This window comes from Aestuariivita boseongensis (assembly GCF_001262635.1).
Lineage (GTDB): Bacteria > Pseudomonadota > Alphaproteobacteria > Rhodobacterales > Rhodobacteraceae > Aestuariivita > Aestuariivita boseongensis.
The window spans coordinates 15,667-39,329 of the sequence record NZ_JXYH01000032.1 but is presented as its reverse complement, the minus strand read 5'-3'; the positions used below and the strand labels follow the sequence as shown (position 1 = coordinate 39,329).

The 23,663-nt window shown below is 57.7% G+C and carries 17 protein-coding genes and 1 tRNA gene; 11 read left to right on the top strand and 7 right to left on the bottom strand.

The genetic code is table 11. The annotated features are described in order from the left end of the window. Nucleotides 1-415: 415 nt before the first annotated feature. The gene (locus TR61_RS12905) at nt 416-1,333 is read right to left on the bottom strand and encodes a hydrogen peroxide-inducible genes activator (protein WP_050930492.1); all 918 of its coding nucleotides are present in this window, start codon (nt 1,331-1,333) and stop codon (nt 416-418) included. Between the two features lie 117 nt (nt 1,334-1,450). Here TR61_RS12905 and katG point away from each other — a divergent pair, with 117 nt between their 5' ends. Together katG and TR61_RS19690 are read left to right on the top strand one after the other, a co-directional pair. Further along, nucleotides 1,451-3,628, top strand: a complete 2,178-nt coding sequence (gene katG, locus TR61_RS12900; RefSeq protein ID WP_050930491.1) for a catalase/peroxidase HPI — start codon at nt 1,451-1,453, stop codon at nt 3,626-3,628. A gap of 362 nt (nt 3,629-3,990) precedes the next feature. Then, nucleotides 3,991-4,995, top strand: a complete 1,005-nt coding sequence (locus tag TR61_RS19690) for a 1-phosphofructokinase family hexose kinase (RefSeq protein WP_082181959.1) — start codon at nt 3,991-3,993, stop codon at nt 4,993-4,995. 299 nt (nt 4,996-5,294) lie between these two features. On the opposite strand, the gene TR61_RS19950 is transcribed toward TR61_RS19690, so the two are convergent. Then, nucleotides 5,295-6,710 (bottom strand): preATP grasp domain-containing protein, encoded by a 1,416-nt coding sequence (locus TR61_RS19950; protein ID WP_157440909.1) that lies wholly within the window; start codon nt 6,708-6,710, stop codon nt 5,295-5,297. Nucleotides 6,711-6,807: 97 nt separating this feature from the next. On the opposite strand from TR61_RS19950, the gene TR61_RS12885 reads away from it, so the two are divergent. After that, nucleotides 6,808-7,632, top strand: a complete 825-nt coding sequence (locus tag TR61_RS12885) for a class II glutamine amidotransferase (protein WP_050930488.1) — start codon at nt 6,808-6,810, stop codon at nt 7,630-7,632. A gap of 261 nt (nt 7,633-7,893) precedes the next feature. On the opposite strand, the gene TR61_RS12880 is transcribed toward TR61_RS12885, so the two are convergent. Then, nucleotides 7,894-10,530 carry a cation-translocating P-type ATPase gene (locus TR61_RS12880; RefSeq protein ID WP_050930487.1) on the bottom strand — a complete coding sequence of 879 codons (2,637 nt, stop codon included), beginning with the start codon at nt 10,528-10,530 and terminating at the stop codon, nt 7,894-7,896. Between the two features lie 131 nt (nt 10,531-10,661). Further along, the gene (locus TR61_RS12875) at nt 10,662-11,864 is read right to left on the bottom strand and encodes a pyridoxal phosphate-dependent aminotransferase (RefSeq protein ID WP_050930486.1); all 1,203 of its coding nucleotides are present in this window, start codon (nt 11,862-11,864) and stop codon (nt 10,662-10,664) included. A gap of 304 nt (nt 11,865-12,168) precedes the next feature. On the opposite strand from TR61_RS12875, the gene acsA reads away from it, so the two are divergent. The 5 genes from acsA (at nt 12,169) to TR61_RS12845 (ending at nt 18,750) form a co-directional block, all read left to right on the top strand. Beyond that, nucleotides 12,169-13,896 (top strand): acetate--CoA ligase, encoded by a 1,728-nt coding sequence (gene acsA, locus TR61_RS12870; protein WP_050930485.1) that lies wholly within the window; start codon nt 12,169-12,171, stop codon nt 13,894-13,896. Then, nucleotides 13,893-15,890 (top strand): pyruvate dehydrogenase (acetyl-transferring) E1 component subunit alpha, encoded by a 1,998-nt coding sequence (gene pdhA / locus TR61_RS19685; protein ID WP_082181958.1) that lies wholly within the window; start codon nt 13,893-13,895, stop codon nt 15,888-15,890. Before acsA ends, pdhA begins: the two co-directional genes overlap by 4 nt. Further along, the gene (locus tag TR61_RS12860) at nt 15,890-17,059 is read left to right on the top strand and encodes a dihydrolipoamide acetyltransferase family protein (RefSeq protein ID WP_050930484.1); all 1,170 of its coding nucleotides are present in this window, start codon (nt 15,890-15,892) and stop codon (nt 17,057-17,059) included. The genes pdhA and TR61_RS12860 overlap by 1 nt, the downstream gene beginning before the upstream one ends. Beyond that, nucleotides 17,056-17,301: an acyl carrier protein gene (locus tag TR61_RS12855; protein WP_050930483.1), complete on the top strand. Its 246-nt coding sequence runs from the start codon at nt 17,056-17,058 to the stop codon at nt 17,299-17,301. The genes TR61_RS12860 and TR61_RS12855 overlap by 4 nt, the downstream gene beginning before the upstream one ends. A gap of 492 nt (nt 17,302-17,793) precedes the next feature. Then, on the top strand, nt 17,794-18,750 hold the full coding sequence (locus TR61_RS12845) for an isopenicillin N synthase family dioxygenase (protein WP_050930481.1): 957 nt from the start codon (nt 17,794-17,796) through the stop codon (nt 18,748-18,750). A 20-nt stretch (nt 18,751-18,770) separates the two neighbouring features. Here the strand turns inward: TR61_RS12845 and TR61_RS12840 are convergent, their stop codons facing one another. Then, nucleotides 18,771-19,199: a nuclear transport factor 2 family protein gene (locus TR61_RS12840; RefSeq protein ID WP_050930480.1), complete on the bottom strand. Its 429-nt coding sequence runs from the start codon at nt 19,197-19,199 to the stop codon at nt 18,771-18,773. A gap of 350 nt (nt 19,200-19,549) precedes the next feature. On the opposite strand from TR61_RS12840, the gene TR61_RS12835 reads away from it, so the two are divergent. Further along, nucleotides 19,550-19,987, top strand: coding sequence for a tyrosine-type recombinase/integrase (locus tag TR61_RS12835; RefSeq protein ID WP_050930479.1), 438 nt, complete (start codon nt 19,550-19,552; stop codon nt 19,985-19,987). Between the two features lie 7 nt (nt 19,988-19,994). On the opposite strand, the gene TR61_RS12830 is transcribed toward TR61_RS12835, so the two are convergent. Continuing rightward, a tRNA-Lys gene (locus TR61_RS12830) sits at nt 19,995-20,070 on the bottom strand. Between the two features lie 200 nt (nt 20,071-20,270). Here TR61_RS12830 and dapF point away from each other — a divergent pair. Both dapF and mtaB read left to right on the top strand, forming a co-directional pair. After that, nucleotides 20,271-21,113 (top strand): diaminopimelate epimerase, encoded by an 843-nt coding sequence (dapF, locus tag TR61_RS12825; protein WP_172676976.1) that lies wholly within the window; start codon nt 20,271-20,273, stop codon nt 21,111-21,113. Then, nucleotides 21,110-22,399 carry a tRNA (N(6)-L-threonylcarbamoyladenosine(37)-C(2))-methylthiotransferase MtaB gene (mtaB, locus tag TR61_RS12820; protein WP_050930478.1) on the top strand — a complete coding sequence of 430 codons (1,290 nt, stop codon included), beginning with the start codon at nt 21,110-21,112 and terminating at the stop codon, nt 22,397-22,399. Before dapF ends, mtaB begins: the two co-directional genes overlap by 4 nt. 51 nt (nt 22,400-22,450) lie before the next feature. On the opposite strand, the gene TR61_RS12815 is transcribed toward mtaB, so the two are convergent. Next, complete coding sequence (locus TR61_RS12815) at nt 22,451-23,569, bottom strand: acetoin utilization protein AcuC (protein WP_050930477.1); 1,119 nt, start codon at nt 23,567-23,569, stop codon at nt 22,451-22,453. Nucleotides 23,570-23,663 lie beyond the last annotated feature (94 nt).

Genomic DNA, 23,663 nt, shown 5'->3' with positions numbered 1-23,663 from the left:
GTTCAGTTGGGGAGGCTCAGCGGTCTGGCGGAATGCTGGTTTCGGTGCCAATCCACTCGGACCTGGCCGAGGTTCTGGACAAGTTACCGAAGGATCGCCCCATCCTGGCAACCCAGAAAGGCACCCTAATGTTCAGCTGGCGGCTTGGGCAATCTCATGCAGCGACGGACAGAGGACGCCAAACTGCTCCAGTGCTTTGCCCACCGGCTGCGCAAGGGCCACACACAAAGAGAACGTTACTTCCTTGGCCAAGAGGCTGGCTTAGCTGCTCATCGTTCGCCGTGTTTGTGAAGGCCATCAAAGAGCCAGTTGACGCAGCGATTGCAGCCTCCGGCATGCCTTCGCGTTTCGAGTTGGTGCCCTTTCCGGGCCACGGACGTCAAAGAAACAACAGTTTAGCAACATCCAGCCGCCGTCATCGTCGGCTAGCGCGGGGCGCAGCAACGGGGCCGCCAATGGCACGGATAATCGCGCCGATCTGCATCAGTTGATCCGAGAGCGGGTTGGTCTTGCGCCAGACCATACCGATCGTGCGGGACGGGCTGGGCTCGGCGAAACGCACTGTGGACACGTCTGCCGAGCGGGTTTCCATGTCCACCGCCATCTCAGGTATCAAGGTCACGCCCATGCCCGCCCCGACCATTTGCACCAACGTCGAAAGCGAACTACCCTCCATATGAGCACCAGGCCGGGTGTCACCGAACTTACAGAACGACAGGGCCTGATCGCGGAAGCAATGCCCCTCTTTGAGCAAAAGCAGACGCATTGTTTGTAATGTTTGCGCGCTGGGTACAGGCATATCCGCATCCTCAGCAGGCCGAACCAGTACGAAGTCTTCCTCAAAGAGCGCGAATTCGGTCAGTGTGGGTTCCGAAACCGGAAGGGCGACCACTGCAAGGTCGATCCGCCCTTCCTGCAAATCGGCGATCAGCGATTGCGTGACTGCTTCGCGCAGGGTGAGGTCGAGTTCGGGAAAGCGGTCCGACAGCGCGCGGATAATCTGAGGTAGGAAATAGGGGGCGACCGTCGGGATCACCCCCATCCGGAGCCGTCCCGCGAGCGGCCCTTTAGAAGCCCGCACCAGATCGTCTAGTTCTTCCACTGCAAGCAAAATTCGTCGTCCCTTGGCCAAAAGATCTAGGCCGATGGGTGTAAGCCGGATCTCCCGCGCGCCCCTCTCAACAAGTGCCGCGCCGAACATGCTTTCGAGTTCCTTGATTTGTAGCGAGAGCGCAGGTTGCGAGATCGAACAGGCGTCGGCGGCCCGGCCAAAATGGCTATGCCGCGCCAGCGCGTCGAAGTAACGGAGCTGCTTGAGCGTCAGATTCATCATAACTTTTTCTTATCATATTCTTTTGGAAATTAAATTGGAGATAATGGCACTCTCCACCTAGAATTATTCTAGAAAGAGCGTCATGCTCTTGCCTGATCAAGTAAAAGGGAGAAGACGATGGATGGTAACAATATCGATCCTGCTGGCGGCTGCCCCGTAATGCACGGCGGCAACACAGAACACGGCAACAGCGTCACGAAGTGGTGGCCGAAATCGCTTAATCTGGACATCTTGCACCAGCACGGCGCGCGCACCAATCCGATGGATCCGGACTATAATCACCGGGACGCCGTCAAGGCGCTTGATTTCGATGCGGTCAAAGAAGATGTGAAAGCTTTGATGACTGAAAGCCAGGACTGGTGGCCGGCAGACTGGGGCCACTACGGCGGTCTGATGATCCGTCTTGCATGGCACTCCGCAGGCTCATACCGCATGGGTGACGGGCGCGGAGGGGCTGGCTCGGGCAATATCCGCTTCGCCCCTCTAAACTCCTGGCCGGACAACGCCTCGCTCGACAAGGCCCGCCGCCTTCTCTGGCCGATCAAGAAAAAATATGGAAACGCGCTCAGCTGGGCAGACCTCATCATCCTCGCGGGCAACATGGCATACGAGTCCATGGGTCTGAAAACCTTCGGCTTCGGCTTTGGCCGCGAAGACATCTGGGGACCCGAGCAGGACGTCAACTGGGGTGCGGAGAACGAATGGCTCGCACCGTCCGAGAACCGTTACGGCGATCTCGATGACACCTCCACGCTCTACAACCCGCTCGCCGCCGTCCATATGGGTCTGATCTACGTCAACCCCGAGGGCGTGAACGGCCAGCCCGATCCCGCCCGTACCGCGCAGCACGTCCGCGAGACCTTCGCGCGCATGGCGATGAATGACGAGGAGACCGCGGCGCTGACCTGCGGCGGCCATACCGTCGGCAAGGCTCACGGCGGCGGTGATCATGCCAACATTGGCCCCGAGCCGGAAGGTTGCCCGGTACATATGCAAGGTTTCGGCTGGGATAACCCCGGCATGGACGGCAAGGCCGCAAACGCCTTCACCTCCGGGATCGAAGGCGCATGGACCAAGGAGCCAACCAAGTGGGACATGGGCTATTTCGACTATCTGTTCGGCTATGAGTGGAAACTCACCAAGTCCCCAGCGGGAGCGAACCAGTGGATGCCGGTTGACATGCCCGAGGAAGAGATGCCTGTGAACGCATCCGATCCGTCCAAGCGCGACATGCCAATGATGACCGATGCTGACATGGCGATGAAGGTCGACCCGATCTACAACAAGATCTGCCAGAAGTTCCGTGCCGATCCAGAGTATTTCGCCGACACGTTCGCCCGTGCATGGTTCAAGCTAACGCACCGCGATATGGGCCCGAAGGCCAACTATTACGGCCCAGACGTCCCGAGCGAAGATCTAATCTGGCAAGACCCGATCCCGGCAGGCACCACCTCCTACGACGTGGACGCCGTCAAAGCGAAAATCGCCGCAAGCGGCCTTTCCGCTGCCGAGATGATCGCCACCGCTTGGGACAGCGCCCGAACCTTCCGCGGCTCCGACAAGCGCGGCGGGGCCAATGGCGCTCGCATCCGCCTTGCCCCGCAGAAGGACTGGGCGGCGAACGAGCCGGAGCGTCTGGCCAAGGTTCTGGGCATTCTGGAGCCGATCGCTGCCGAAACCGGCGCCTCCGTGGCGGACGTCATCGTGCTAGCCGGTAATGTAGGTCTGGAACAGGCGATCAAGGCTGCAGGTCACTCCGTGGAGGTACCCTTCGCACCGGGCCGCGGTGACGCCACTGCAGAACAGACCGACGCCGACAGCTTCGAAGTGCTCGAACCGCTCGCCTGCGGCTTCCGCAACTGGCAGAAGGAAAAATACGCTGTCGCACCGGAAGAACTGCTGCTCGACAAGGCTCAGCTTCTGGGCCTGACCGCAGCCGAGATGACCGTTCTCGTCGGCGGGATGCGCGTTCTGGGGGTCAACCACGGCGGAAACAAGCATGGCGTTTTCACTGACCGCGAAGGTCAACTTACGAATGACTTCTTCGTCAACCTGACCGACATGGGTTATTCTTGGGTTCCGGCCGAGGACGGCACCTACGAAATCCGAGATCGGGCGTCCGGCGACGTGAAGTGGACGGCCACCAGCACCGATCTGGTTTTCGGCTCGAACTCGATCCTGCGCGCATATGCCGAGGTCTATGCACAAGACGACAACGCAGAAAAGTTCGTGCGTGACTTCGTAGCGGCTTGGACCAAGGTGATGAACGCCGACCGGTTCGACCTGCTAGCCTAAACCTGATGAAACGACCTGTCCGGGCGGCGCGCACGCTGCCCGGGCAACCTCCTCACTTAATTCATCTGCCGTAACGGCTTGACCCGCTCTCGGCCTGGCTCTCTCCCGCGCAGATAACCCTTACGCACCGGAAGCGGACGCGCGAGAATTCCGAAGCCCTCCAGAGCGGCCCGCCAATATCCAGGGTTCTCAACAGCGCACTGCTGGATCGTCCGCAGAGCGGCCATTAGAGCTGATTGCATCGCAAGTCGGCTCTGAGCTCAGAATGGACATATTGGAACACTTGCAGATTTGAGCTTGGCCCGGCAATCATACACCAGCTGAAAACGCTAGGCCGAGCGAACCGGTTTGCCAGCCACTTCATGATCACTGTAAGCGGCTCTTTCGATGTGGTGGCGCGAAGCCGGCAAAGGTGCACCGTGTCTGAAATCCTGACGATCACTCTCAAACCGGCGGTCGATTACTCGACCTCTACCGATCGGGTTGAAGCTGGGCCTAAGCTATATTGTGAAAAACCGCAGATTGATCCAGGCGGCGGTGGCGTAAACGTCGCGCGGGCAATCATAAAGCTGGGCGGAAACGCCAGGGCGTTGGTCGTTTTTGGCGGACCGATGGGTGATCTGCTCCTGGCATTGCTGGAAGGGGAAAATGTTCCGACAGTAGAATGCCGGGTCGCGGCAGCAATGGGTTTTAGCCTTGCGGTTACTGACACCACTTCGGGCGACCAGTTTCGTTTTACTCTGCCTGGAGAACCTGTGAGTGATACGGAGGCCGGCATGATCCTTGGTCGTATTACTCAGAATGTTCCCAGAGGCGGCTTCGTCGTACTGAGTGGAGGCGTAGCCCTTGGCCTTCCAGACGATTTTCCGCAAAAGGTGCAAGCTGATGTGACGCGCTCCAAAGGGCGTCTGGTTGTCGACACATCCAAGGTGCCGCTGTTGCACCTGATCAATTCCCCGGTTGCGCCGTTGGATGTTCTGCGGCTCGACCGCAGCGAAATGGAAAAAATGCTCGACCACCCACTGCAATCCGTCTCTGAAAACCTTGATTTCTGTGAGCAACTCATCGGACGTGGTGTAGCGCGGATTGTGGTTTCCGGCCATGGCTCACAGGGATCCGTCATGGTCGCCGGTGCGCACAAATTCTTTTGCCATGCTCCGCAGGTTAGCGTCGTGAGCAAGATCGGCGCCGGGGATGCGCTGGTTGGTGCTTTCACAAGGTCGCTTGCGTGTGGAGACCCGCCGGAGCAAGCGTTGAGATGCGGTGTGGCAGCGGCTGCTGCCACAGTAAGCACCCCAGGAACTGCGCTGTTTGAGCGCGCCGATGCCAGTCGCTTGCTGCCCCTATGCAGGCTGGAAAGACTGTAAGCGCAGCTTCCAGTGTCTTGCTTGGACTTCAAACCCATACGAATTTCCTTTTTGCCCCGCACACGCTACGCGGGCAGACGGCTCGGTTGTGATGATTGACGCAATCCGTTTGTTTCCTGCAGCTAAAAGCGGCTTCGTGCGCACGGCAGTAGTTTTGGTTGCCCACCTCCACCACGCAGCAATCGGCAGCTCTGAGCTCAAAGCAGCTAGATAGAAATCTCAATTCTGGAAAGCCCGTCATCAAGTTGCGGACTTTTGTGGCGTACGAAGAATCTCAAACCAGCCCAGGGACGCAACTTCTAGTTCAGAACTCTTTGCATTGCTTCTTTCAGAATTTCGTCGCAACTACCTTGGGTCTGAGACAAAGAAAGCAGATTTATGCGCACACCATTTTCATCTTCAGGCGGGGACATCACGACTATACCTTCCGTGTCCCGGCCGGCGCGAAACAATAAATCGCCCAGACGACGCAAAAATTCCTTTGTTTGCATCTGACTACCGCGGCGTAGTTCCTGAACAATGGAGATAGCCGGAGCGGGCTGATTTGCGTAAAGAGCGCCTGCCACTGTCATCGGGATAGAGACGCCGCCCCAGCGCCCGTTACATTCGATCCAGTGGATCTCGTCAGCCCCGTCAGCGGCACGGAAGATCACTGCGTCAAAGCTGCACCTTCCGAAATATCCCAGCCGTTGAAAGATGCTCGCAATACGTGACGCCTCAGCGCTCAGCCGGCTTTGCAAGGCTTGAGGCAAGGTCGATCGCGCCGCGCCAACAAAGGCAGCCATGCTGTCTCGGACGCGTTGTTCGAAGATGCCCTCGACGATAGGCGGTCCATCCTGAACAAGCGGCACCCATATCTGGGCAGAAGGGCTGCACGTGACATTTTCATCCCAAACCCCGACAAGTATCGGGTATTTGTCCTGCCATCCGAAAGCGTGAAGACGATGCAGCAAGAACTTCCTCAGTTCATCGAGGCTTTTTCCTTGAACCATTGCTCTTTCGAGGCGCAGATTTCCTGCTGAACCCGCGCTATCAGGCACTTTAACGACAACCTGATTACCCGCTTTGCTGATACGGCTTACCAACCCCGCCGCTGCCGCTGGGCCGTAAGCCGCGCGCGAAGGAGGCGTTGCACGATTGCCCAGAATACGGCGGGCAACCTGTCCGAACCAAAGCTTGTCATTGACCCGTTGCGCCAATCTCGGTGAGGGGCCGCACACGTGGATGCAGCATTTGGTTGCCTCGCTTAACGTTTGAGCCAGGCGCCAACAGTGACCCGTCGTCAAATAAGGTTTCAATGTCATACCGCCCGATCTTAGTGCAGTGTCTGCGAGCATTTCGAGCATCTTTGCGGTGGTGCTTGCCTGTTGCGTGACCGGGCGGGCATCATCGGAGTGTCCATGGAAATATTCAACATTTTCCAGCCCTAAACTATTGGCAAGATAAGCTTCAAAGTCGGGCACTTGTCGGCGGACCAAAACGCTGTCACCCGGTTTCGCCAGCAAAGCCATGCGATAATCGAGCCTTGATCCCTGTGTCGATGCAAGAAGTGGGATTTCGGATTGATCCCCGATGAGCAAAGACGGTCCGTCACCGATGCCTTGTTCAACACGCGGTCCAAAATCAAGCGAAGACAGCAACGCGGGTTCACTTTCAAGCAGTTCCGCAACGAGCCTTTGATCCCAACAATCCATGGGTAAGAAAGTAACAGCCATACGTCGATTTGAGATAAATTTTCTTCACAGCATTTGATCTCGATCGTCCACGAACATGAAGTATCCGTTATCTGGAACTGAGACAGGAGAAGAACCTATGTGCCGTCTCTATGCCATGCACGCGAACGAACCTACGAAGGTTGAATGCAGCCTCGTAAGATCACAAAACGCGCTGATGGCACAAAGCAGGGGTGATATGCAGGGGTATGCGCACGGTCACGGTTGGGGGGTCGCCGACTATTCGAATGGTAGTCCGATGGTCGAAAAACAAGTCTGGGCCGCCTTCCATGGTGAGCATTTCAGTCGAAAGGCAGCAAGAGTCTATGCACGGACCGTCGTGGCGCATGTGCGGCGGGCTACCGTAGGCGGGACCAGTATACAAAACACACATCCCTTCCATCACGGCCGATGGATCTTTGCCCATAATGGGACTGTCCCGAATTTCGATCAGGTCCGGGAAAAGATGCTGAATCATATCGACCCGCTGCACCGGTCCGAAATCAAAGGTACAACGGATAGCGAACACATTTTCCGCTATCTCCTTGGCCTGTTTTTGCAGCATCCTGAACGCGGATTGTTTAAGACTGCCAAGTTGGGGCTTGAGCAGATCCTTTCGTGGTCCGCGGAAGTTGACCCTGACGCACGTGTCGGGCTGAACGTCATACTAACCGACGGGGAGCATATGATTGGTTCCTGCTTGAACCGGTCGCTTTTCTATCTTGTGCGCGATTATACCTACAGCTGTCCGATTTGTGGTCAGCCACATGTTCACCATAATCCAAAACTTTCTTATCTTGCGGTTGAAATCGCGTCAGAACCGATCACGCATGGGGAGCAGTGGTATCAGGTTCCCAATGGGACGATGTTTCGGGTGGGTGAGGATTATCGCCTGGATATGGAACCGTTACACATTCCGAAGTGACCATGGTGGGAGTTGCTCCCCTTTCGACCATTCCGAACGACCGCTTTCAAAGTCATGCTACGGTGCCGCTTCCGTTACAGCAAATTGAGCGCGCCCGCTGGTCAATTTTCACTGCAAAAGCGCTCAAGGGCTTTGCCCGCAGAGCCCACACCCATAAGACCACTGACCTGTGTTAATGCTTTTCTTTGAGCGTTTGGCCGTTCTTAAACCAGGTGACGGAGGCCTATAACTGGTCGCAGTATTACCGGCGCAAAATCCTGATCAAAGTGTTGTCTGGGCAGGCAGACTGCTTGGTCGGTTGCTCAGGAACTTGAACGCCTCTGGCAAAATCAGGATTGGCAATGCGGCTATCATTATTAGGGACCATTGCTCCCAGCCAATAGGAACTGTCTGTAACAGCGTTTGCAAAGGGCTCCAGTAGACAGCGGCGACTTGAGTCAGCAGGCTGACGGAAAAGGCGACAATAAGGAAGGGATTGGAGAACCAGCCTATCTGCGTACAAGGCTGGGTCAGCGAGCGAAATGCAAACACACTGACCTTTTCGAAAACCACCATGCCTGCAAAAGCCGTTGTTCGGGCGATATCGACGCCCATGGGCAGGAACGTATAAAAGATCCAAAGGCTGCATGCGCCAGTGTAAAGACCGAACACTGCAAGGGTCAGTATCCCCTTCCATCCGAGGATTGGTGCGCCTGGTGCCCTTGGCGGCTGCTCCATTTGGTTCTTCTCGGTTTTCTCGAGGCCAAGCGCGACTGCGGTAACCCCGTCAGTAATCAGGTTCATCCACAGGATTTGTGTTGCGAGGAAAATAAGCGGGCCGCCGATCAGCAGGTTGGCGACAATCGCGACGACCTCTCCGGCATTCGAGGCCAGAAGGTAGTGTACGAACTTGCGTATATTGTCGAACTGCCGGCGCCCTTCGCGGATCGCATTCACGATCGTCGCGAAATTGTCGTCCAACAGAATGAGGTCAGCCGCGCCCTTTGAAACGTCGGTACCTCTGATCCCCATCGCAACACCAATATCTGCCTTCTTCAGCGCGGGCGCATCGTTCACCCCGTCGCCAGTCATAGCGACGATGTGTTTCTCACTTTGAAGAGCGCGAACGATGCGGAGCTTGTGTTCAGGCTTGGCGCGCGCGAAGTTCACGGCTCGCTTGAGGCACTGTTGCAACTCAGTATCAGACAGGCTGTCAATGTCGGGCCCACAAAGAAACTCGCCATTATCCAGCCCAACCTCTTGAGCGATGGCGCCGGCGGTCAGGGGGCCATCCCCAGTAACCATGATAACGCGAATTCCGGCGTTTCGGGCCTGACGGATTGCACTTGCAACCTCGGGACGCGGAGGGTCGATCATTCCAACGAGGCCCAAAAAGACAAGCTTGATTTCCTCCAGATCACCCGGTTCCGAGTCACGCGCAGCAAGAGCGAGCACGCGTTGTCCGCCGCTTGCCATCTCTGCATAGGCTTCTTGAATGGCCGCACGTTCTTTTTCTTCTAGGCGGCGCGGTCCGTACTGTGTTGCTATATGGGTTGCACGGTCGAGTATCGTCTCCGGGGCACCTTTCACGTGCAAACGCACGCGACCATCAGCCCTTTTTGCAAGGACACTCATGCGCTTGCGCTCGCTGGTAAATGGCACCTCGGCCAGGCGATCATCAGCACGGCTTTCCGGCGCCCAGCCTTTCATCGCCAGCGTCACCAAAGCCGCCTCGGTTGGCGCTCCGATCATGGTCCAGTGGCTGCCTTCCCGACGAACGCTGGCATGCGTGCATACCAAGGCTGTTTCGAGCAGTTCGCCCAATATGGCATCTCGTTCAGCACGTATTTTCTGACCGTCTCGGGCAATGTGCCCAGCCGGATCATATCCGGAGCCGGTCACTGAATAGGTGTAGTCCGCTGTCCATATCCGCGTTGCGGTCATTTGGTTTTCGGTCAATGTGCCGGTCTTGTCGGTGCAGATTACGGAAGCAGCACCAAGATTTTCGATGGCCTGCAGGCGTCGTACGAGCGCCTTTCGTCTGGCCATTGCCGAGGCGCCAAGCGCCAAAGTGATGGTCACTACGGCGGGCAAACCTTCGGGGACCATCGCGACCGCGAGTGATAGCCCTGTCATAACCATTTCGAATGCTGGACGTCCAAGCCAGACACCCAGCAAAATGACGGTAGCCGAAATGGAAATCGCCGCAATCCCGATCTGTCCGGCAAGTTGCTTGAGTCGCTCCTGAAGATTGGTCTGCTTTTCTCCTACGGCCGCAGTGAGAACGGCCACATGTCCGAATTCCGTTTCGGATCCTATTGCTGTAACCCGGCCCTCTGCCCGTCCAGTGACGATAGCCGTTCCCGCAAATATCCGACCCGTCTCATTCGGCGCACCAGCCGATTTCGCCACTGGGACAGACTCTCCCGAAAGAGCACTTTCATCTGTCGTGACATGCGTTCCAACAGTCAGCGAGATGTCCGCTGGTACTGTATCCCCGGTTTCGAGTATGACGATATCACCAGGCACGATCTCCCGTGCCGGAATGCAGATCTCACGCCCATCGCGCAACACGATTGCAGTTGGCTTCAGCATCGCTTGCAACGCTTTAAGCGCCGTTTCTGCGCGCCATTCCTGCACGAACCCAAGTATGGCGTTAAGCGCGAGCACGAAGCCGATCGCGATAGCATCAACAACTTCACCAAGGGCAATTGCCACCAAGGCAGCGACGACGAGAATGAGAATGAGGAAACTCTTGAACTGTCGCGCAAGAACGGTCAGCGGAGAAACTCCCCTGCCCTTCGGCATCTCATTCCAGCCATATCGCTCCCTCAGGCCATCGATATCCGCGCTGCGCAAGCCTTCGCCTGATGTCGACAAAGACTGGGTTTCTACGTTATCGGGACCTACAGGGCACATGAGATTTCACCTTGTTTACTTTCCTGCAGTCGTCCTCGATCGGTCTTGCGATCTCTTGGATATGGCACATGATCAAGGATCCTATTGTCTTGCGTCCACAGAAGCGTTTCTGAGTGTTAATCGCTTCCAAATCATATCTGCGCCGCGCAGCCGAATTGCTTCTCGCTTCGGTCGAAGGCGAGGTTTATGATGTCATCGTTCACGCAATAGGCCATCCGAACGTGACCCTTTCCAGATGGACAGAATGCACTGCCAGGCGTCACCGCGACACGCGCCAATTGCAGCAGATCATGTGAAAACCCCACATCCTCGGTACATTGTCCCAGCAGGCACGGGAAAACAGAATAGGCGCCTTCCGACCGTGCGTAGTCGAAGATATGCGGCACAGCGTCAAGGCGGTCACAGGTCAATTCCCGCCGTCGATCCGACGTCCGTTCGAAGTCTTGCAAGGGTGAGGGGTTCTCAAGCAAGGCGGTTAGTGCGGCAACCTGTGAGATCCACGGCGTGCAAATCATTGTCAGGCCATGAACTTTGACAACTTCGTCACGTATGGTTTTGGGCGCAATAATATACCCGACGCGCCATCCGCTCATCGCGTAAGCCTTTGAGAAAGTGAAAAGAAAAACAAGATTGCCGCAGTACTCCAAAGCGGATGCGAGGTTGAAGGACCGTGCCCTGTTTTCGTAGGTGAACACGCTGTAAGGATCGTCGATATTGATCAATACGCCACGCCGGGGAGCGATCTGCGCGGTGCGGCGCAAGGGGTCTTCCCGCAGAATGCGGCCTGACGGGTTCGAAGGTGAAACAAGCACGACGGCTTTGGCACGAGGCCCAAAAAGGGGTTCCAGAGCATCGACGTTCAGCTCCCACCCCTCACTCTCCTGCATTGGCCAGAACACCGGCGTGCCGCCACAGAACTCGATCTGGCTGATGTGAGAGACGAAACCAGGATCCGTGACAATCACCTCATCGCCGGCTTCGACCAGAACCTGAAAAAGGCTGTTCAACCCCTCCATGTTCCCTGCTGCAATAGTCACATCTTGCTCCGGATCGACGGTAACGCCAGTCCGGCGCTGATGCTCCACTGCGACGGCCTTGCGCAATTCAGGCAAACCAGCAGGCAGGGCATACATGCCAAAAGAGGGATCGCGCTGCGGTTCACGTTCGATGCTTTTGCGAATGTGGTCCGGTGTCGGAAACGAGGGCGGCCCCCAAGCCAAAGAAGCAGCGCCGGGGACCCTGGCGCTCAGGATCGACATTTCCTTGATGGGTGACATCGCAAGGTGGTGCGATCTGGCCGTGATCAAGGCAGTCTGCTCGCTTTGCATGTTCATGCGGTATCTCCGCAGCCGTTATGCGTTGGTCACTTCGTGCTGGCGGATGCGCAGGCGCACTGATGGCACGCTACGACCCGCAATGGTTTCAAGAGACAGGCGTTGCAGCACAGGTGACCATGATTGAGAAGTGGTCCTTCTACTCTGCGAGCAGCGTATGATGAGACTGTGCTCCCGGTCTGAGGCGCGATTGGTACACGACCTATGTCGCGTCCATACTGCGCATAGCTAAATCTTCTTGTCTTGATTTAGATCATGCGATGCCGCGGCGTTCTGCCCGATCCTTGTGTTCGGGAGAGAGGTCATGACCAAAACGGATAAATCTGGGAACCAAGACGCAGCAGCGTTCGTTTCGGGACCGTCTGACACCGACGCTTGGGCTGCAGCGCGCAAACTAATTGATGCGCCGAACGGGGCCTTGAACATCGCTTATGAAGCCGTCGACCGCCATGTACTCGGCGGTTATGGTGCGACGACGGCGATCAGGTTTCTTGGCAAGGACGGATCACGCCAAGAGTTTACGTACCTCGAACTGTCGGAGACCTCGGCAAAATTCGCCAACATTCTCCTCGCGCATGGGCTGGAAGCCGGAGATGCAGTTTTCAGCCTGTTAGGACGGTGTCCGGAAGTTTATGTGGCGGCATTGGGCACGCTTAAGGCCGGGCTGGTCTTCACACCGCTCTTCGCAGCCTTTGGTCCCGAACCCATTCGAACACGTATGGAAATTGGCGATGCCAAGGTCCTGATCACCACCGCACAGCTTTACCATCGCAAGATTGCCAAGTGGCGATCGGAGTTTCCGACGCTGAAACTGGTTCTGATTACAGGCGAGGCGGCTCCCGAGGGGTGTCTGGCGTTGGATCAACAAATGGCCACAGCCTCTCCGGACTTCGATACGGTCAAGACCAGACCTGAAGATCCGGCCTTGGTGCATTTCACTTCCGGCACAACAGGCAAGCCGAAAGGGGTTGTCCATGTGCACAACGCCGTTGTGTATCACACGTTTTCGGGACGGCACGCGCTGGATCTGACCCCGGGCGTGATTTACTGGTGCACGGCCGATCCCGGCTGGGTCACAGGAACCTCTTACGGCATCATCGCGCCCCTGGCGAACCGCGCCACCATGATCGTGGACGAAGCCGAGTTCGACCTGGACCGCTGGTATGGCATCGTCGCGCGTGAGCAAGTCGAGGTCTGGTATTCTGCGCCAACCGCCATCCGCATGATGATGCGCGCAGGCGCAGAAGCGGCCAAGCGATATGACTTCTCGTCCCTTCGGTTTTTGGCCAGTGTGGGAGAGCCGCTGAACCCCGAAGCCGTTATCTGGAGTGAGCAGGTCTTCGGTCAGCCATTTCACGACAATTGGTGGCAAACGGAGACCGGCGGCATCATGATCGCAAACTGTCCCAGAACGATGGTGAAACCCGGATCGATGGGTAAACCCATGCCTGGTATCGAAGCCGGAATCGTGGAGCACCACGGGGCGCGGATACGAGAGCTGGGTACGGGCGAGATCGGGGAGCTCGCGTTGCGCCCGGGCTGGCCGTCCATGATGCGCGGTTATCTGCACGAGCAGGCTCGATATGATAAGTGCTTCAAGGACGGCTGGTACCTGTCCGGCGATCTCGCGACGAGAGACAAAGACGGATACTTCTGGTTTGTCGGACGGGCGGACGATCTGATTAAGACATCTGGGCATCTGGTCGGACCGTTCGAAGTCGAAAGCGCGCTGATCGAACATGACGCGGTTGCTGAAGCTGGCGTGATCGGACTACCCGATGAAACAGCCGGCGAAATCATCAAGGCCTATGTTACACTCAACCCAGAGTTCGAGCCGAGTGAGGATCTGGAACGCTATATCCGAGGGCATGCGCGCAAGCGCCTGGGTCCTGCGGTCGCGCCGCGCGAAGTGATCTTTCGCAACACCCTGCCCAAGACCCGCAGCGGCAAGATCATGCGCCGTCTTTTGAAAGCGCGTGAGTTGGGCTTGCCGGAAGGAGACATTTCCACGCTGGAGACTGATGAGACATGACAAAAGTCGACAAGCCGCGCCTCGACCGTGCACATGTTCTGTCGCTTTTGCGCGACATGATACGCATCCGGAAATTCGAGGACAAATGTGCCGAGCTCTACACACAGGAAAAGATCCGCGGTTTCTTGCATCTTTATGATGGTGAAGAAGCGATTGCCGCCGGCGTAATCCCGGTTCTGCAGGCACAGGACCGAGTGGTCGCCACCTATCGCGAGCACGGGCATGCTTTGGTGCGCGGGGTACCGATGACCACGGTGATGGCTGAAATGTATGGAAAGGCCGAAGGCTGTTCCGGGGGGCGTGGCGGGTCCATGCATCTTTTTGATGCCGGAACGCATTTCTATGGGGGCAATGCAATTGTAGGCGGCGGGTTACCTCTGGCCACAGGTCTGGCCCTGGCAGACCGGATGCGAGGCGAGGCCAACGTGACTGCATGTTTCTTCGGAGAGGGCGCAGTGGCCGAAGGAGAGTTCCATGAAGCTATGAACCTCGCAGCGCTGTGGGATTTGCCGGTACTTTTTATTTGCGAAAACAATGGTTACGCGATGGGAAGCGCATTGGAGCGAACTGAATCCCAAACGAACGTGACTGTTAAGGCCGCCGCTTATGAGATGGCGTCGCACACTGTCGACGGCATGGACGTGGTTGGCGTCGAGGCCGCCACAAGAAAGGCGATCCAGAGTATCCGGGAAACCGGAAAACCTGTTTTTCTGGAATGCAAAACCTACCGCTTTCGCGCGCATTCAATGTTCGATGCCCAGCTTTATCGGGAAAAGTCCGAAGTCGAAGACTGGCGCCAGCGCGGTCCATTGGTCAGGTTTCAGGGCTGGCTTCTTGAGAATGGCCTGATCCACGAAAAAGACATCGCAGACCTCGAGTCAGAAATTGACATTGAAATCGCAGACGCCGTGGCTTTTGCCGAGGCCGGCACTTATGAGCCTGTGGACCGCCTTCATGTGCACACGTTGGGGCCGCAGCCTGAACCGCCGGATGCTCCTCACCTGTCAGGCGAGACCATCGAAACCACCTATCGGGATGCTGTTCGTGCAGGCCTGCGTGATGCCATGATCCGGGACGACCGCGTATTCCTGATGGGCGAAGATGTTGGCGCCTATGGTGGTTGTTATGCTGTCTCGAAAGGTCTGATGGATGAGTTTGGCGAAACCCGCATTCGGGACACCCCGCTGTCGGAAAGCGGTTTCACCGGCGCGGGGATCGGGGCTGCGGCGGCGGGCATGCGGCCAATCGTCGAGTTGATGACCGTCAATTTCTCGCTTCTTGCCCTTGATCAGATCATGAACACTGCCGCAACGATCCGGCATATGTCCGGAGGTCAATTCGGTGTGCCGCTGGTCATTCGAATGGCCACCGGGGCTGGAAAGCAACTGGCGGCCCAGCACTCACACAGTCTGGAGGGGTGGTATGCACATATCCCAGGTCTGAAGGTGCTGGCACCGGCGACGTTGGAAGACGCGCGCGGAATGTTGTGGACCGCGTTGCAGGATCCCGATCCGGTGCTGATCTTCGAGAATGTGATGCTCTACAATCGTTCGGGTGCTCTGGACGTAAATGCCGGCCCGGTCGATATCGCTGCTGCGGCGATCCGGCGAGAAGGGTCGGATCTGAGCCTGATTACTTATGGAGGATCGCTCTACAAAACACTGGATGCCGCAGAGGCCCTGTCCGAGGAAGGTATCTCGGCGGAGGTTGTGGATTTGCGGTCCCTCCGACCATTGGATGATACAACGATCATGGCGTCGGTCGGCAAAACGCGCCGGGCGGTGATCGTCGATGAGGGCTGGCGAAGCGGTTCTCTTGCGGCAGAAATTTCGGCCCGGATCATGGAACAGGTTTTCTGGACTCTGGATGCGCCCGTTGGCCGGGTTTGTTCCGAAGAAGTCCCCATCCCTTACTCCAAACACCTTGAAGACGCAGCGATACCACAAGTTGACAAGATCATTGCCGCCGCAAAAGCGGTTTTGGGAAAGAGCTGATGGCCGTTTTCACACTCCCATCCCTCGGCTCGGACATGGAAGCCGGCACTTTGGTGGAATGGCTGGTCTCGCCGGGCGATACTGTGCGCCGTGGCGACGTCATCGCCATCATCGAAACCCAGAAGGGGGCGATCGAGATCGAGTGCTATGAGCAAGGCACAGTTCACGCGCTCCTGTGCGAAACAGGGACGGAACTGCCCGTGGGCGCTCCGTTGGCGGTAATCCTTGCACCGGGCGAAATGCCGCCCGATGATCTCTCTTTGCCCGCCCAAGAGATCGAAACCTCCGAGCCTCGGCGCGCGGAACAGGCCCATGCCAAAGCGCCTGCCACACCCCCGCCATCCGGAAACGGCGTCCGGGCCTCTCCGGCAGCACGATTGCGAGCTCGAGAAAAAAACGTCGATTTGAGGACACTCAGCGGCTCGTTTCCGGGCGGGGAGATCATCCTCGCTGATGTCGAGGCGGCAGGGCAAAAGAGTGTGGAGAAGACGGAAAAAAACAGCCGAATTGACGAAATGCGCAAGGCGATCGCAGCTTCAATGACGCGCTCAAAGCAAACGATCCCGCATTTCTACCTGTCGCAGACAATCGACGTTGAGCCCGCGATGACTTGGCTGAGAGAGTACAACCAGACGGTGCCTCCAAGCGAACGGCTTCTTATCGGCGCCTTGTTCGTTCGCTGCGCCGCAATGGCGGCAGAGAAAGTGCCGGAGATGAATGGGCATTGTACAGATGGCGTGTTCCATCCTTCGGAGGAAGTCAACGCAGCGGTCGCTGTGGCCCTGCGTGGCGGTGGTCTTGTCGCGCCGGCTCTCATGGACGCGCATCGCATGGACCTGCACCAGACAATGACCGGTATGCGCGACATCGTCAGCCGCGCCCGGGCGGGGCGTCTCCGCAATTCCGAGATGACGCAAGGCACCATTACGATTTCAAGCCTCGGCGACACGGGAGCGGACGCTATGGTGGGCGTAATATTCCCACCGCAAGTGGCATTGCTCTGCCTTGGTGCGCCAACGGTCCGGCCATGGGTCCTGGGGGGAAAGATCGTTCCACGCCACGTGGTGACGGTAACGGTTTCAGCGGACCACAGGGTGAGTGATGGTCGCAGGGCCGCGCAGTTCATCGCTGAATTTGAAGCCCGGATGAAGGATCCTGAACACCTATGACCACAGAAGATTTGCGCGCGATTTTCGTAGAAGAACTGACGAGGATTGCACCTGACCTAGATGCGGCGGATATCGGCGATGACGACCACCTTCAGGACGACCTCGGACTGGATTCCATGGACATCTTGAACCTCGTGACAGCGCTTCATGAAAGGTTGGGGGTCGATGTCCCCGAGGTCGACTATCCCAGAATTTCTACGCTGTCTTTGGCTGTGGCGTACCTGCGCAAAAGTCACACGTAACCGCATCAACAACTGGTTATCGGCTACTTTCAGACGAAATCTGCACTGATCCGGGCGAGCCGAACCAGATGCGGGGAGATCAGTTCAGAAGCAAATGTCTATCAGGATGGGCTTATGAGAAAGTTAGGGCCGAGTATCAGGAGCTGGAAGGTCTGGTTATGGAGCGCTTCGAAGAGTTTTCTCGACACTGAAAATCCTCCAAACGGTACCTGCCCTTCCTTTTTCGTCTTAGGGCGATGATGCGATCGCAAATAGCGTTGTTGAACATGTTTGGCAGTCAGCTGGAACAACCGCGTTTCGGAGTGTAGAGGGCCGCACTTCCAGGTGGCCTTAACTTGATCGTAGGGTTCGTCCGTTCTAGCGTGCCGCACATGCCAGAGCTTCTGAATATCGTTGCCTTGGAGCCCCACAGCGCTGATCGCCAAACGCATTTCAACGGACAGCGGTTATCCAAATGGTTACCCCCTGCATGAAATCGCTTAAAGGTCTAAAATGACTGCATTTTCGGAAATTCCAGTGCTTGATCTTGCCCCGCTCATCAAAGGTGATGACACAACCAGCCTCGCATTGGAGTTTGCCAAAGCATATGGCGAAACTGGGTTCGGCTATGTCATAAACCACGGTATAGATCCCGGTTTGCTAGCGGCCGTTTTTGATGCGTCGAAGAAGTTCCATGCGCTGCCAGAGGATACAAAGCAAGCCATCGCGCTCGATAAGAATCATCGCGGCTACATCGCCATAAACACCTCAACAGACGTGAACTCTGATCTCGCCGAGGTGACAAAACCCAACCAATCTGCCTCGTTCATGATGATGCGCGAAGACGCTGATACAGACACCAATGTCTATCTGTCTGGCCCGAACCAATGGCCTGCACTCGATGGTTTTCGAGAGGTATGCGAAGCTTACGTAGAGGCGATGACTGAACTCGGCCAGAATCTGATGAGCCTGGCGTTGGATGCCCTTGGCGTCACTGACCGTTCCATCCTCAATGCGTTCGAAGCGCCAACAATCTGGCTACGTCTGCTGCACTACCCGCCGCAGCCTCCGCAGGCGCCTAATGATCTGTACGGGTCAGCACCGCACAAAGACTTCGGGTGTTTGACACTATTGGCGCAAGACGATGTCGGTGGTTTGCAGGTTCAGACACCGGCAGGTGATTGGGTGGACGCACCGCCCATCGACAATGCTTTTCTCGTTAATGTAGGCGACATGTTGCACCGCCTTTCCAATGGACAGCTTCTGTCCACGCCGCACCGTGTCATCAACACGTCCGGGCGAGAGCGGTATTCTGTACCGTTCTTTTTTGATCCACATGTGTCTACCGATATCGCCCCTCTTCCTGGGACCGGCACTTCAAGATTTGAAACTTTGAACTTCGGAGAGTTTTTGAAGGGCGAGTTGGAAGCGAGCTATGACGCACACCAGGTTGAAACTTCTTCGCCTTAACCAGGCAAACAAATAAACTTTCAAATGGATTGAGGTGTTGAATGCCACCAAATTCGCACATCATCAGCGAGCCCGTCTGGCGCAAATCTGGCGACGAGTGTTCCGTCTAACTCCATACGCGGCAATGGATCACCAGGCTCTCTTTTCGGAAGTCCTGTTCCGGTGGATTTCGCCCAAATCTCAAACAACTCCTCTGAGGCAACCTGGTAAGTCACATTCCAATGAGCGATGCCGCCATTTGGTAGTTCGGAAAGCACCTCGTAATTGAGTTCGATGTCTTCCTGCAGCTTTATCCTATCCCAATACGCTTCACGAGCTTGCGCTGTGTCTTGAACTTGGAAGGGCGTGTTATGGTAACGTCCGTTGGGAGTGAAGAGTGCGGAGAAGCCCTCAGAGTCCTGATCTTCCCAGACACGTTTATACTCTGCCATAAACTCATGAATGTTCACTGCTTCGGATCCCTTTTGATACGGATTGCTGTGATAACAACAGGGCACACCTCCAGAGGGTTTTCGTCAATCCCTTCGCCGGGATGCAGATCAGAGTTCGATCACTTTGCGAGCTATCCATAAGCTTTCTTGACCTGGTCTTGCTGGGCAGACTTCGAAACCTCCGGAGTTTTTTTGTCTCGTCACCAGTCTCAGCATGTCGCCTCATCCCTTCAAGGCTTCAGCGCCTACCCATTCTACGACTTCCTCGGCGGGTGTGACACCCGTCCGGCGCCCAATCTCTCTATCGCTGCGGAAAGCTATAAGCATAGGTATGCCGCGAATGGCGTAACGAGAACCGGCGGCAGGAAATGCAGAGGTCTGACGGGGTTTTGGTTTCCGTGCCGATCCACCCGGATTTGGCCGAAGTGCTGGACAAGTTGCCGAAGGATCGTCCGTTCCTGGCCACCCAGAAAGGCACGATGCGGTCCGCCGGTGGGCTGGGCAATCTGATGCAGCGTTGGACCGAGGACGCCAAGCTGCCTCAGTGCTCTGCCCACGGGCTGCGCAAGGCCTGCGCGCGCCGTTTGGCCGAAGCCGGAGCCACAGCGCAAAAGATCGGCGCGGTCACGGGACACAAAACTTTGGCCCTCGTGCAGCGATATACAGAGGCCACTGGCCGAGAAGGCATGGCCGATCCCGCCATCGAAAAACTGATCGCCCGCCCCAATGGCGAGCGCAATTTGGCGAACCTTCCCAAGCGGTTCGTCAATTCTGACACCAACCCCAAGCAGGGAAAGGAAATTTGATGATCAGTGGTGAGCCGTGCAGGATTCGAACCTGCGACCCACTGATTAAAAGTCAGTTGCTCTACCAACTGAGCTAACGGCCCACTCTGATCCAGCGACTCAGTTTGGTCACCGGCTTGCGCTCTCTACGCTGAACCCGGATTGGGTTTCAACCGTTTAAGTCGCGCTATCAACACGTTCTGTCCTGATAGGGGGGCTAACTAGAAACACCGACGCCCCCGGTCAAGCCCCAAAGCACGCGATTTTCTGCGACAGACTGGATTTGCCCCCCGCCCGCCGTTATATGCGCGCCATGGCTGAACCCGCAGATACCGGATTGCCCTTCATGAAAATGCACGGGCTGGGCAACGACTTTGTCGTTGTCGACGCGCGTGCGCGCGATATTCCGGTAACACCCGCGCTGGCGCGGGCACTGGGGGACCGGCACCGTGGCGTGGGGTTTGACCAGCTTGCCGTGATCTCTAACGGCGCGGGGGACGCGCATCTGACATTCTATAACGCGGACGGATCGACCTCGGCGGCCTGCGGGAATGCCACGCGCTGCATTGCGCGGCATATCATGGATCAGACGGGCGCAAAGACGCTTCACCTGACCACCGATCGCGGCGATCTTTATGCGCGCGACATGGGCGACGGCATCACATCCGTGAACATGGGCGCGCCGCAGCTTGAGTGGGACGAGATCCCGCTTGCGCATGCCATGGACACGCTGCATCTGCCAATCGAGGGCGACCCGGTCGCAACCGGCATGGGCAACCCGCATTGCACCTTCTTTGTGGATGACGTCGATGCGATCGATCTGGCCAGCTTCGGCCCCGAGCATGAACATCACCCGCTGTACCCTGAACGCACCAACGTGCAGGTCGCCCAGATTGTCGGACCGAATCACATCCGCATGCGGGTATGGGAGCGCGGCGTGGGTGTGACGCTGGCGTCGGGCTCTTCCTCCTGCGCGACGGCAGTGGCCGCGGCGCGGCGCGGGCTGACCGGGCGCAAAGTGCGCATTGATCTGGATGGCGGCACCCTGCATGTGGACTGGGCCGAGGATGGCGTCTGGATGACAGGGCCCTCCACCCATGTGTTTACCGCCACTCTGACCGCTGAATTTCTGGCAGGTCTGACATGACCGCACCGCGTTTCACCACCCTTGGCTGCCGTCTCAACGCATATGAGACCGAGGCGATGAAAGAGCTGTCGGCTCAGGCCGGTTTGCAGAACGCAGTTGTCGTGAACACTTGCGCCGTCACCGCCGAAGCCGTGCGCAAGGCGCGCAAAGAAATCCGCAGGCTGCGCCGCGAAAACCCGGACGCACGCCTGATCGTCACCGGCTGCGCTGCACAGACAGAGCCCGAGACCTTCACCGCCATGGAGGAGGTCGACGCCGTCATCGGCAATACCGAGAAGATGCAGCCCGAAACCTGGGGCAAGCTCGCTGCGGATTTCATCGGCGAAACCGAAGCGCTTCAGGTCGATGACATCATGTCGGTGACCGAAACCGCAGGTCATCTGATCGACGGATTCGGCACACGGTCACGCGCCTATGTTCAGGTGCAGAACGGCTGCGATCACCGCTGCACCTTCTGCATCATTCCCTATGGTCGGGGCAATTCGCGGTCGGTCCCGGCGGGCGTTGTGGTGGACCAGATCAAGCGGCTGGTGGATCGCGGTTACAACGAGGTAGTGCTGACCGGAGTGGACCTGACTTCCTGGGGGGCCGATCTACCCGCGCAGCCGAAACTGGGCGATCTGGTCATGCGCATCCTTAAACTGGTGCCGGATCTGGCAAGGCTGCGCATCAGTTCGATCGATTCCATCGAGGTGGATGAAAACCTGATGCAGGCTATCGCCACCGAACCGCGCCTGATGCCGCATCTGCATCTGTCACTGCAGCATGGTGACGATCTGATCCTGAAACGGATGAAACGTCGCCATCTGCGCGACGACGCCATCCGCTTTTGTGAAGACGCACGGCGGCTGCGCCCTGATATGACCTATGGGGCCGATATCATCGCCGGTTTCCCGACCGAGACCGAGGCGCATTTCGAAAACTCCCTGAAGCTGGTCGAGGAATGCGGCCTCACCTGGCTTCACGTGTTTCCCTATTCCCCGCGCCAGGGCACGCCCGCCGCGCGGATGCCCCAGGTGAATGGCGCCGCGATCAAGGACCGGGCTGCGCAATTGCGCGCCGCGGGCGACCGCGCGGTCGCCCGGCATCTCGCCGACCAGGTGGGCCAACATCATCCTGTGCTGATGGAAAACCCGAATATGGGCCGCACCCCGCAATTCACCGAAGTCAGCTTTGCAGACCCTCAGACCGAAGGCGCGATTGTTGCTGCGCGCATAACAGGCGTCGAGGGGCACCAACTGACCGCAACCCCGGTGTCGGGTCCAAGCCGCTTCGAAGCGGCTTAAGGCCTTTCGAAAGGCCTTTACCACCGTTGAGACGGATTTTCCAAAATCCGTTCAGGCCCAGACTGTCATCCGGGCGTTCAAAACTTCGACCCGCCGACGCACAGCATCCGCGATCGCACCGTGACGTGGCTGATCGAGCAAGGTCGTCAGCCATGCCTCCGGCGGGTTCTTCCCTCGCCGGTTCCCCCTGAACTCCAGCGCGCGCAGCACACCTTCCGCCGAAGGCCCGACCCGGTCGGGTATCTCATGTCCGTTGAGCACACCCCACACACCGGTCCATAGCCGCCCGACCGTCCACGGGTTGTACCCGCCCCCGCCCAGCACCAGCAGGCGCGGGGCCAGCCCCATCAGGCCGCGCAGCACGTCCCAATGGGCGTTGTTCGACAGCGCCAGATGGGCCAGCGGATCGTCCTCCACCCCATCCGCGCCGCATTGCAACACGATCGCTTCAGGCGCAAAGCGCTGGACCTGAGGCAGGATCAGATTGTCGCGCACCAGCGCCATGTCATCATCGTGAAACCCACGCGGCACCGGCAGGTTCAGCGCGTTGCCGCCCGCGTCGTTCTCCAGAAGCCCCGTCTTCGGCCAGAGGTTTTCCTCATGCACCGATATCATCAGCAGATCCGCATCGCCGCCAAATCCCACCTCCACACCGTCGGGGTGATGGGCGTCGATGTCGATATAGGCGATCCGCCGCACTCCCTGATTGCGCAACGACAGCATCGCCAGCACAGGGTCGTTCAGATAACAGAAACCGTTCGCACGATCCGGCATCCCGTGATGGGTGCCGCCCGCCGGGTTATAGATCACGCCCGGTTCCCGCAGCAGTTCCCCCGCAAGGATTGACCCGCCCGCAGCCGTTGCCGGGCGCCGAAAGACCTCGGGGAACACCGGATTGGACACCGTGCCAATGTGGAATTGGGCCCTGTCTTCTGCGCTGACCTGCTGCTGCGCCTCGGCACGCTGCAGCGCGGCGATATAATCGGGCCGATGCCAGTTCACCAAAGCCGCCGGTTTCGCGCGGGGCGAGGTGATGAACTGCCGATCCGGCAGCCAGCCCAGCGCGCGTGACAGATCCATCACCGTGGACACACGCGGCACGCGCAGCGGGTGCCAGGTGCCATAGGTCGACCGGCGATAGATCTCATGTCCGATGAAACGCGGTTGCATATGCGCGAACCTAGCTCATCCTGCACGGGCGGAAACATCGAAAATACCCTGCGCGGTGCCCTCGAAAGAAACCGGCATGTCGCGCAACATCTGG

Excerpts from the sequence above, each read along its gene's own strand:
- TR61_RS12905 (WP_050930492.1), bottom strand. The coding sequence starts at position 1,333 with ATGATGAATCTGACGCTCAAGCAGCTCCGTTACTTCGACGCGCTGGCG.
- katG (WP_050930491.1), top strand. The coding sequence starts at position 1,451 with ATGGATGGTAACAATATCGATCCTGCTGGCGGCTGCCCCGTAATGCAC.
- TR61_RS19690 (WP_082181959.1), top strand. The coding sequence starts at position 3,991 with ATGATCACTGTAAGCGGCTCTTTCGATGTGGTGGCGCGAAGCCGGCAA.
- TR61_RS19950 (WP_157440909.1), bottom strand. The coding sequence starts at position 6,710 with ATGGCTGTTACTTTCTTACCCATGGATTGTTGGGATCAAAGGCTCGTT.
- TR61_RS12885 (WP_050930488.1), top strand. The coding sequence starts at position 6,808 with ATGTGCCGTCTCTATGCCATGCACGCGAACGAACCTACGAAGGTTGAA.
- TR61_RS12880 (WP_050930487.1), bottom strand. The coding sequence starts at position 10,530 with ATGTGCCCTGTAGGTCCCGATAACGTAGAAACCCAGTCTTTGTCGACA.
- TR61_RS12875 (WP_050930486.1), bottom strand. The coding sequence starts at position 11,864 with ATGAACATGCAAAGCGAGCAGACTGCCTTGATCACGGCCAGATCGCAC.
- acsA (WP_050930485.1), top strand. The coding sequence starts at position 12,169 with ATGACCAAAACGGATAAATCTGGGAACCAAGACGCAGCAGCGTTCGTT.
- pdhA (WP_082181958.1), top strand. The coding sequence starts at position 13,893 with ATGACAAAAGTCGACAAGCCGCGCCTCGACCGTGCACATGTTCTGTCG.
- TR61_RS12860 (WP_050930484.1), top strand. The coding sequence starts at position 15,890 with ATGGCCGTTTTCACACTCCCATCCCTCGGCTCGGACATGGAAGCCGGC.
- TR61_RS12855 (WP_050930483.1), top strand. The coding sequence starts at position 17,056 with ATGACCACAGAAGATTTGCGCGCGATTTTCGTAGAAGAACTGACGAGG.
- TR61_RS12845 (WP_050930481.1), top strand. The coding sequence starts at position 17,794 with ATGACTGCATTTTCGGAAATTCCAGTGCTTGATCTTGCCCCGCTCATC.
- TR61_RS12835 (WP_050930479.1), top strand. The coding sequence starts at position 19,550 with ATGCAGAGGTCTGACGGGGTTTTGGTTTCCGTGCCGATCCACCCGGAT.
- dapF (WP_172676976.1), top strand. The coding sequence starts at position 20,271 with ATGCGCGCCATGGCTGAACCCGCAGATACCGGATTGCCCTTCATGAAA.
- mtaB (WP_050930478.1), top strand. The coding sequence starts at position 21,110 with ATGACCGCACCGCGTTTCACCACCCTTGGCTGCCGTCTCAACGCATAT.
- TR61_RS12815 (WP_050930477.1), bottom strand. The coding sequence starts at position 23,569 with ATGCAACCGCGTTTCATCGGACATGAGATCTATCGCCGGTCGACCTAT.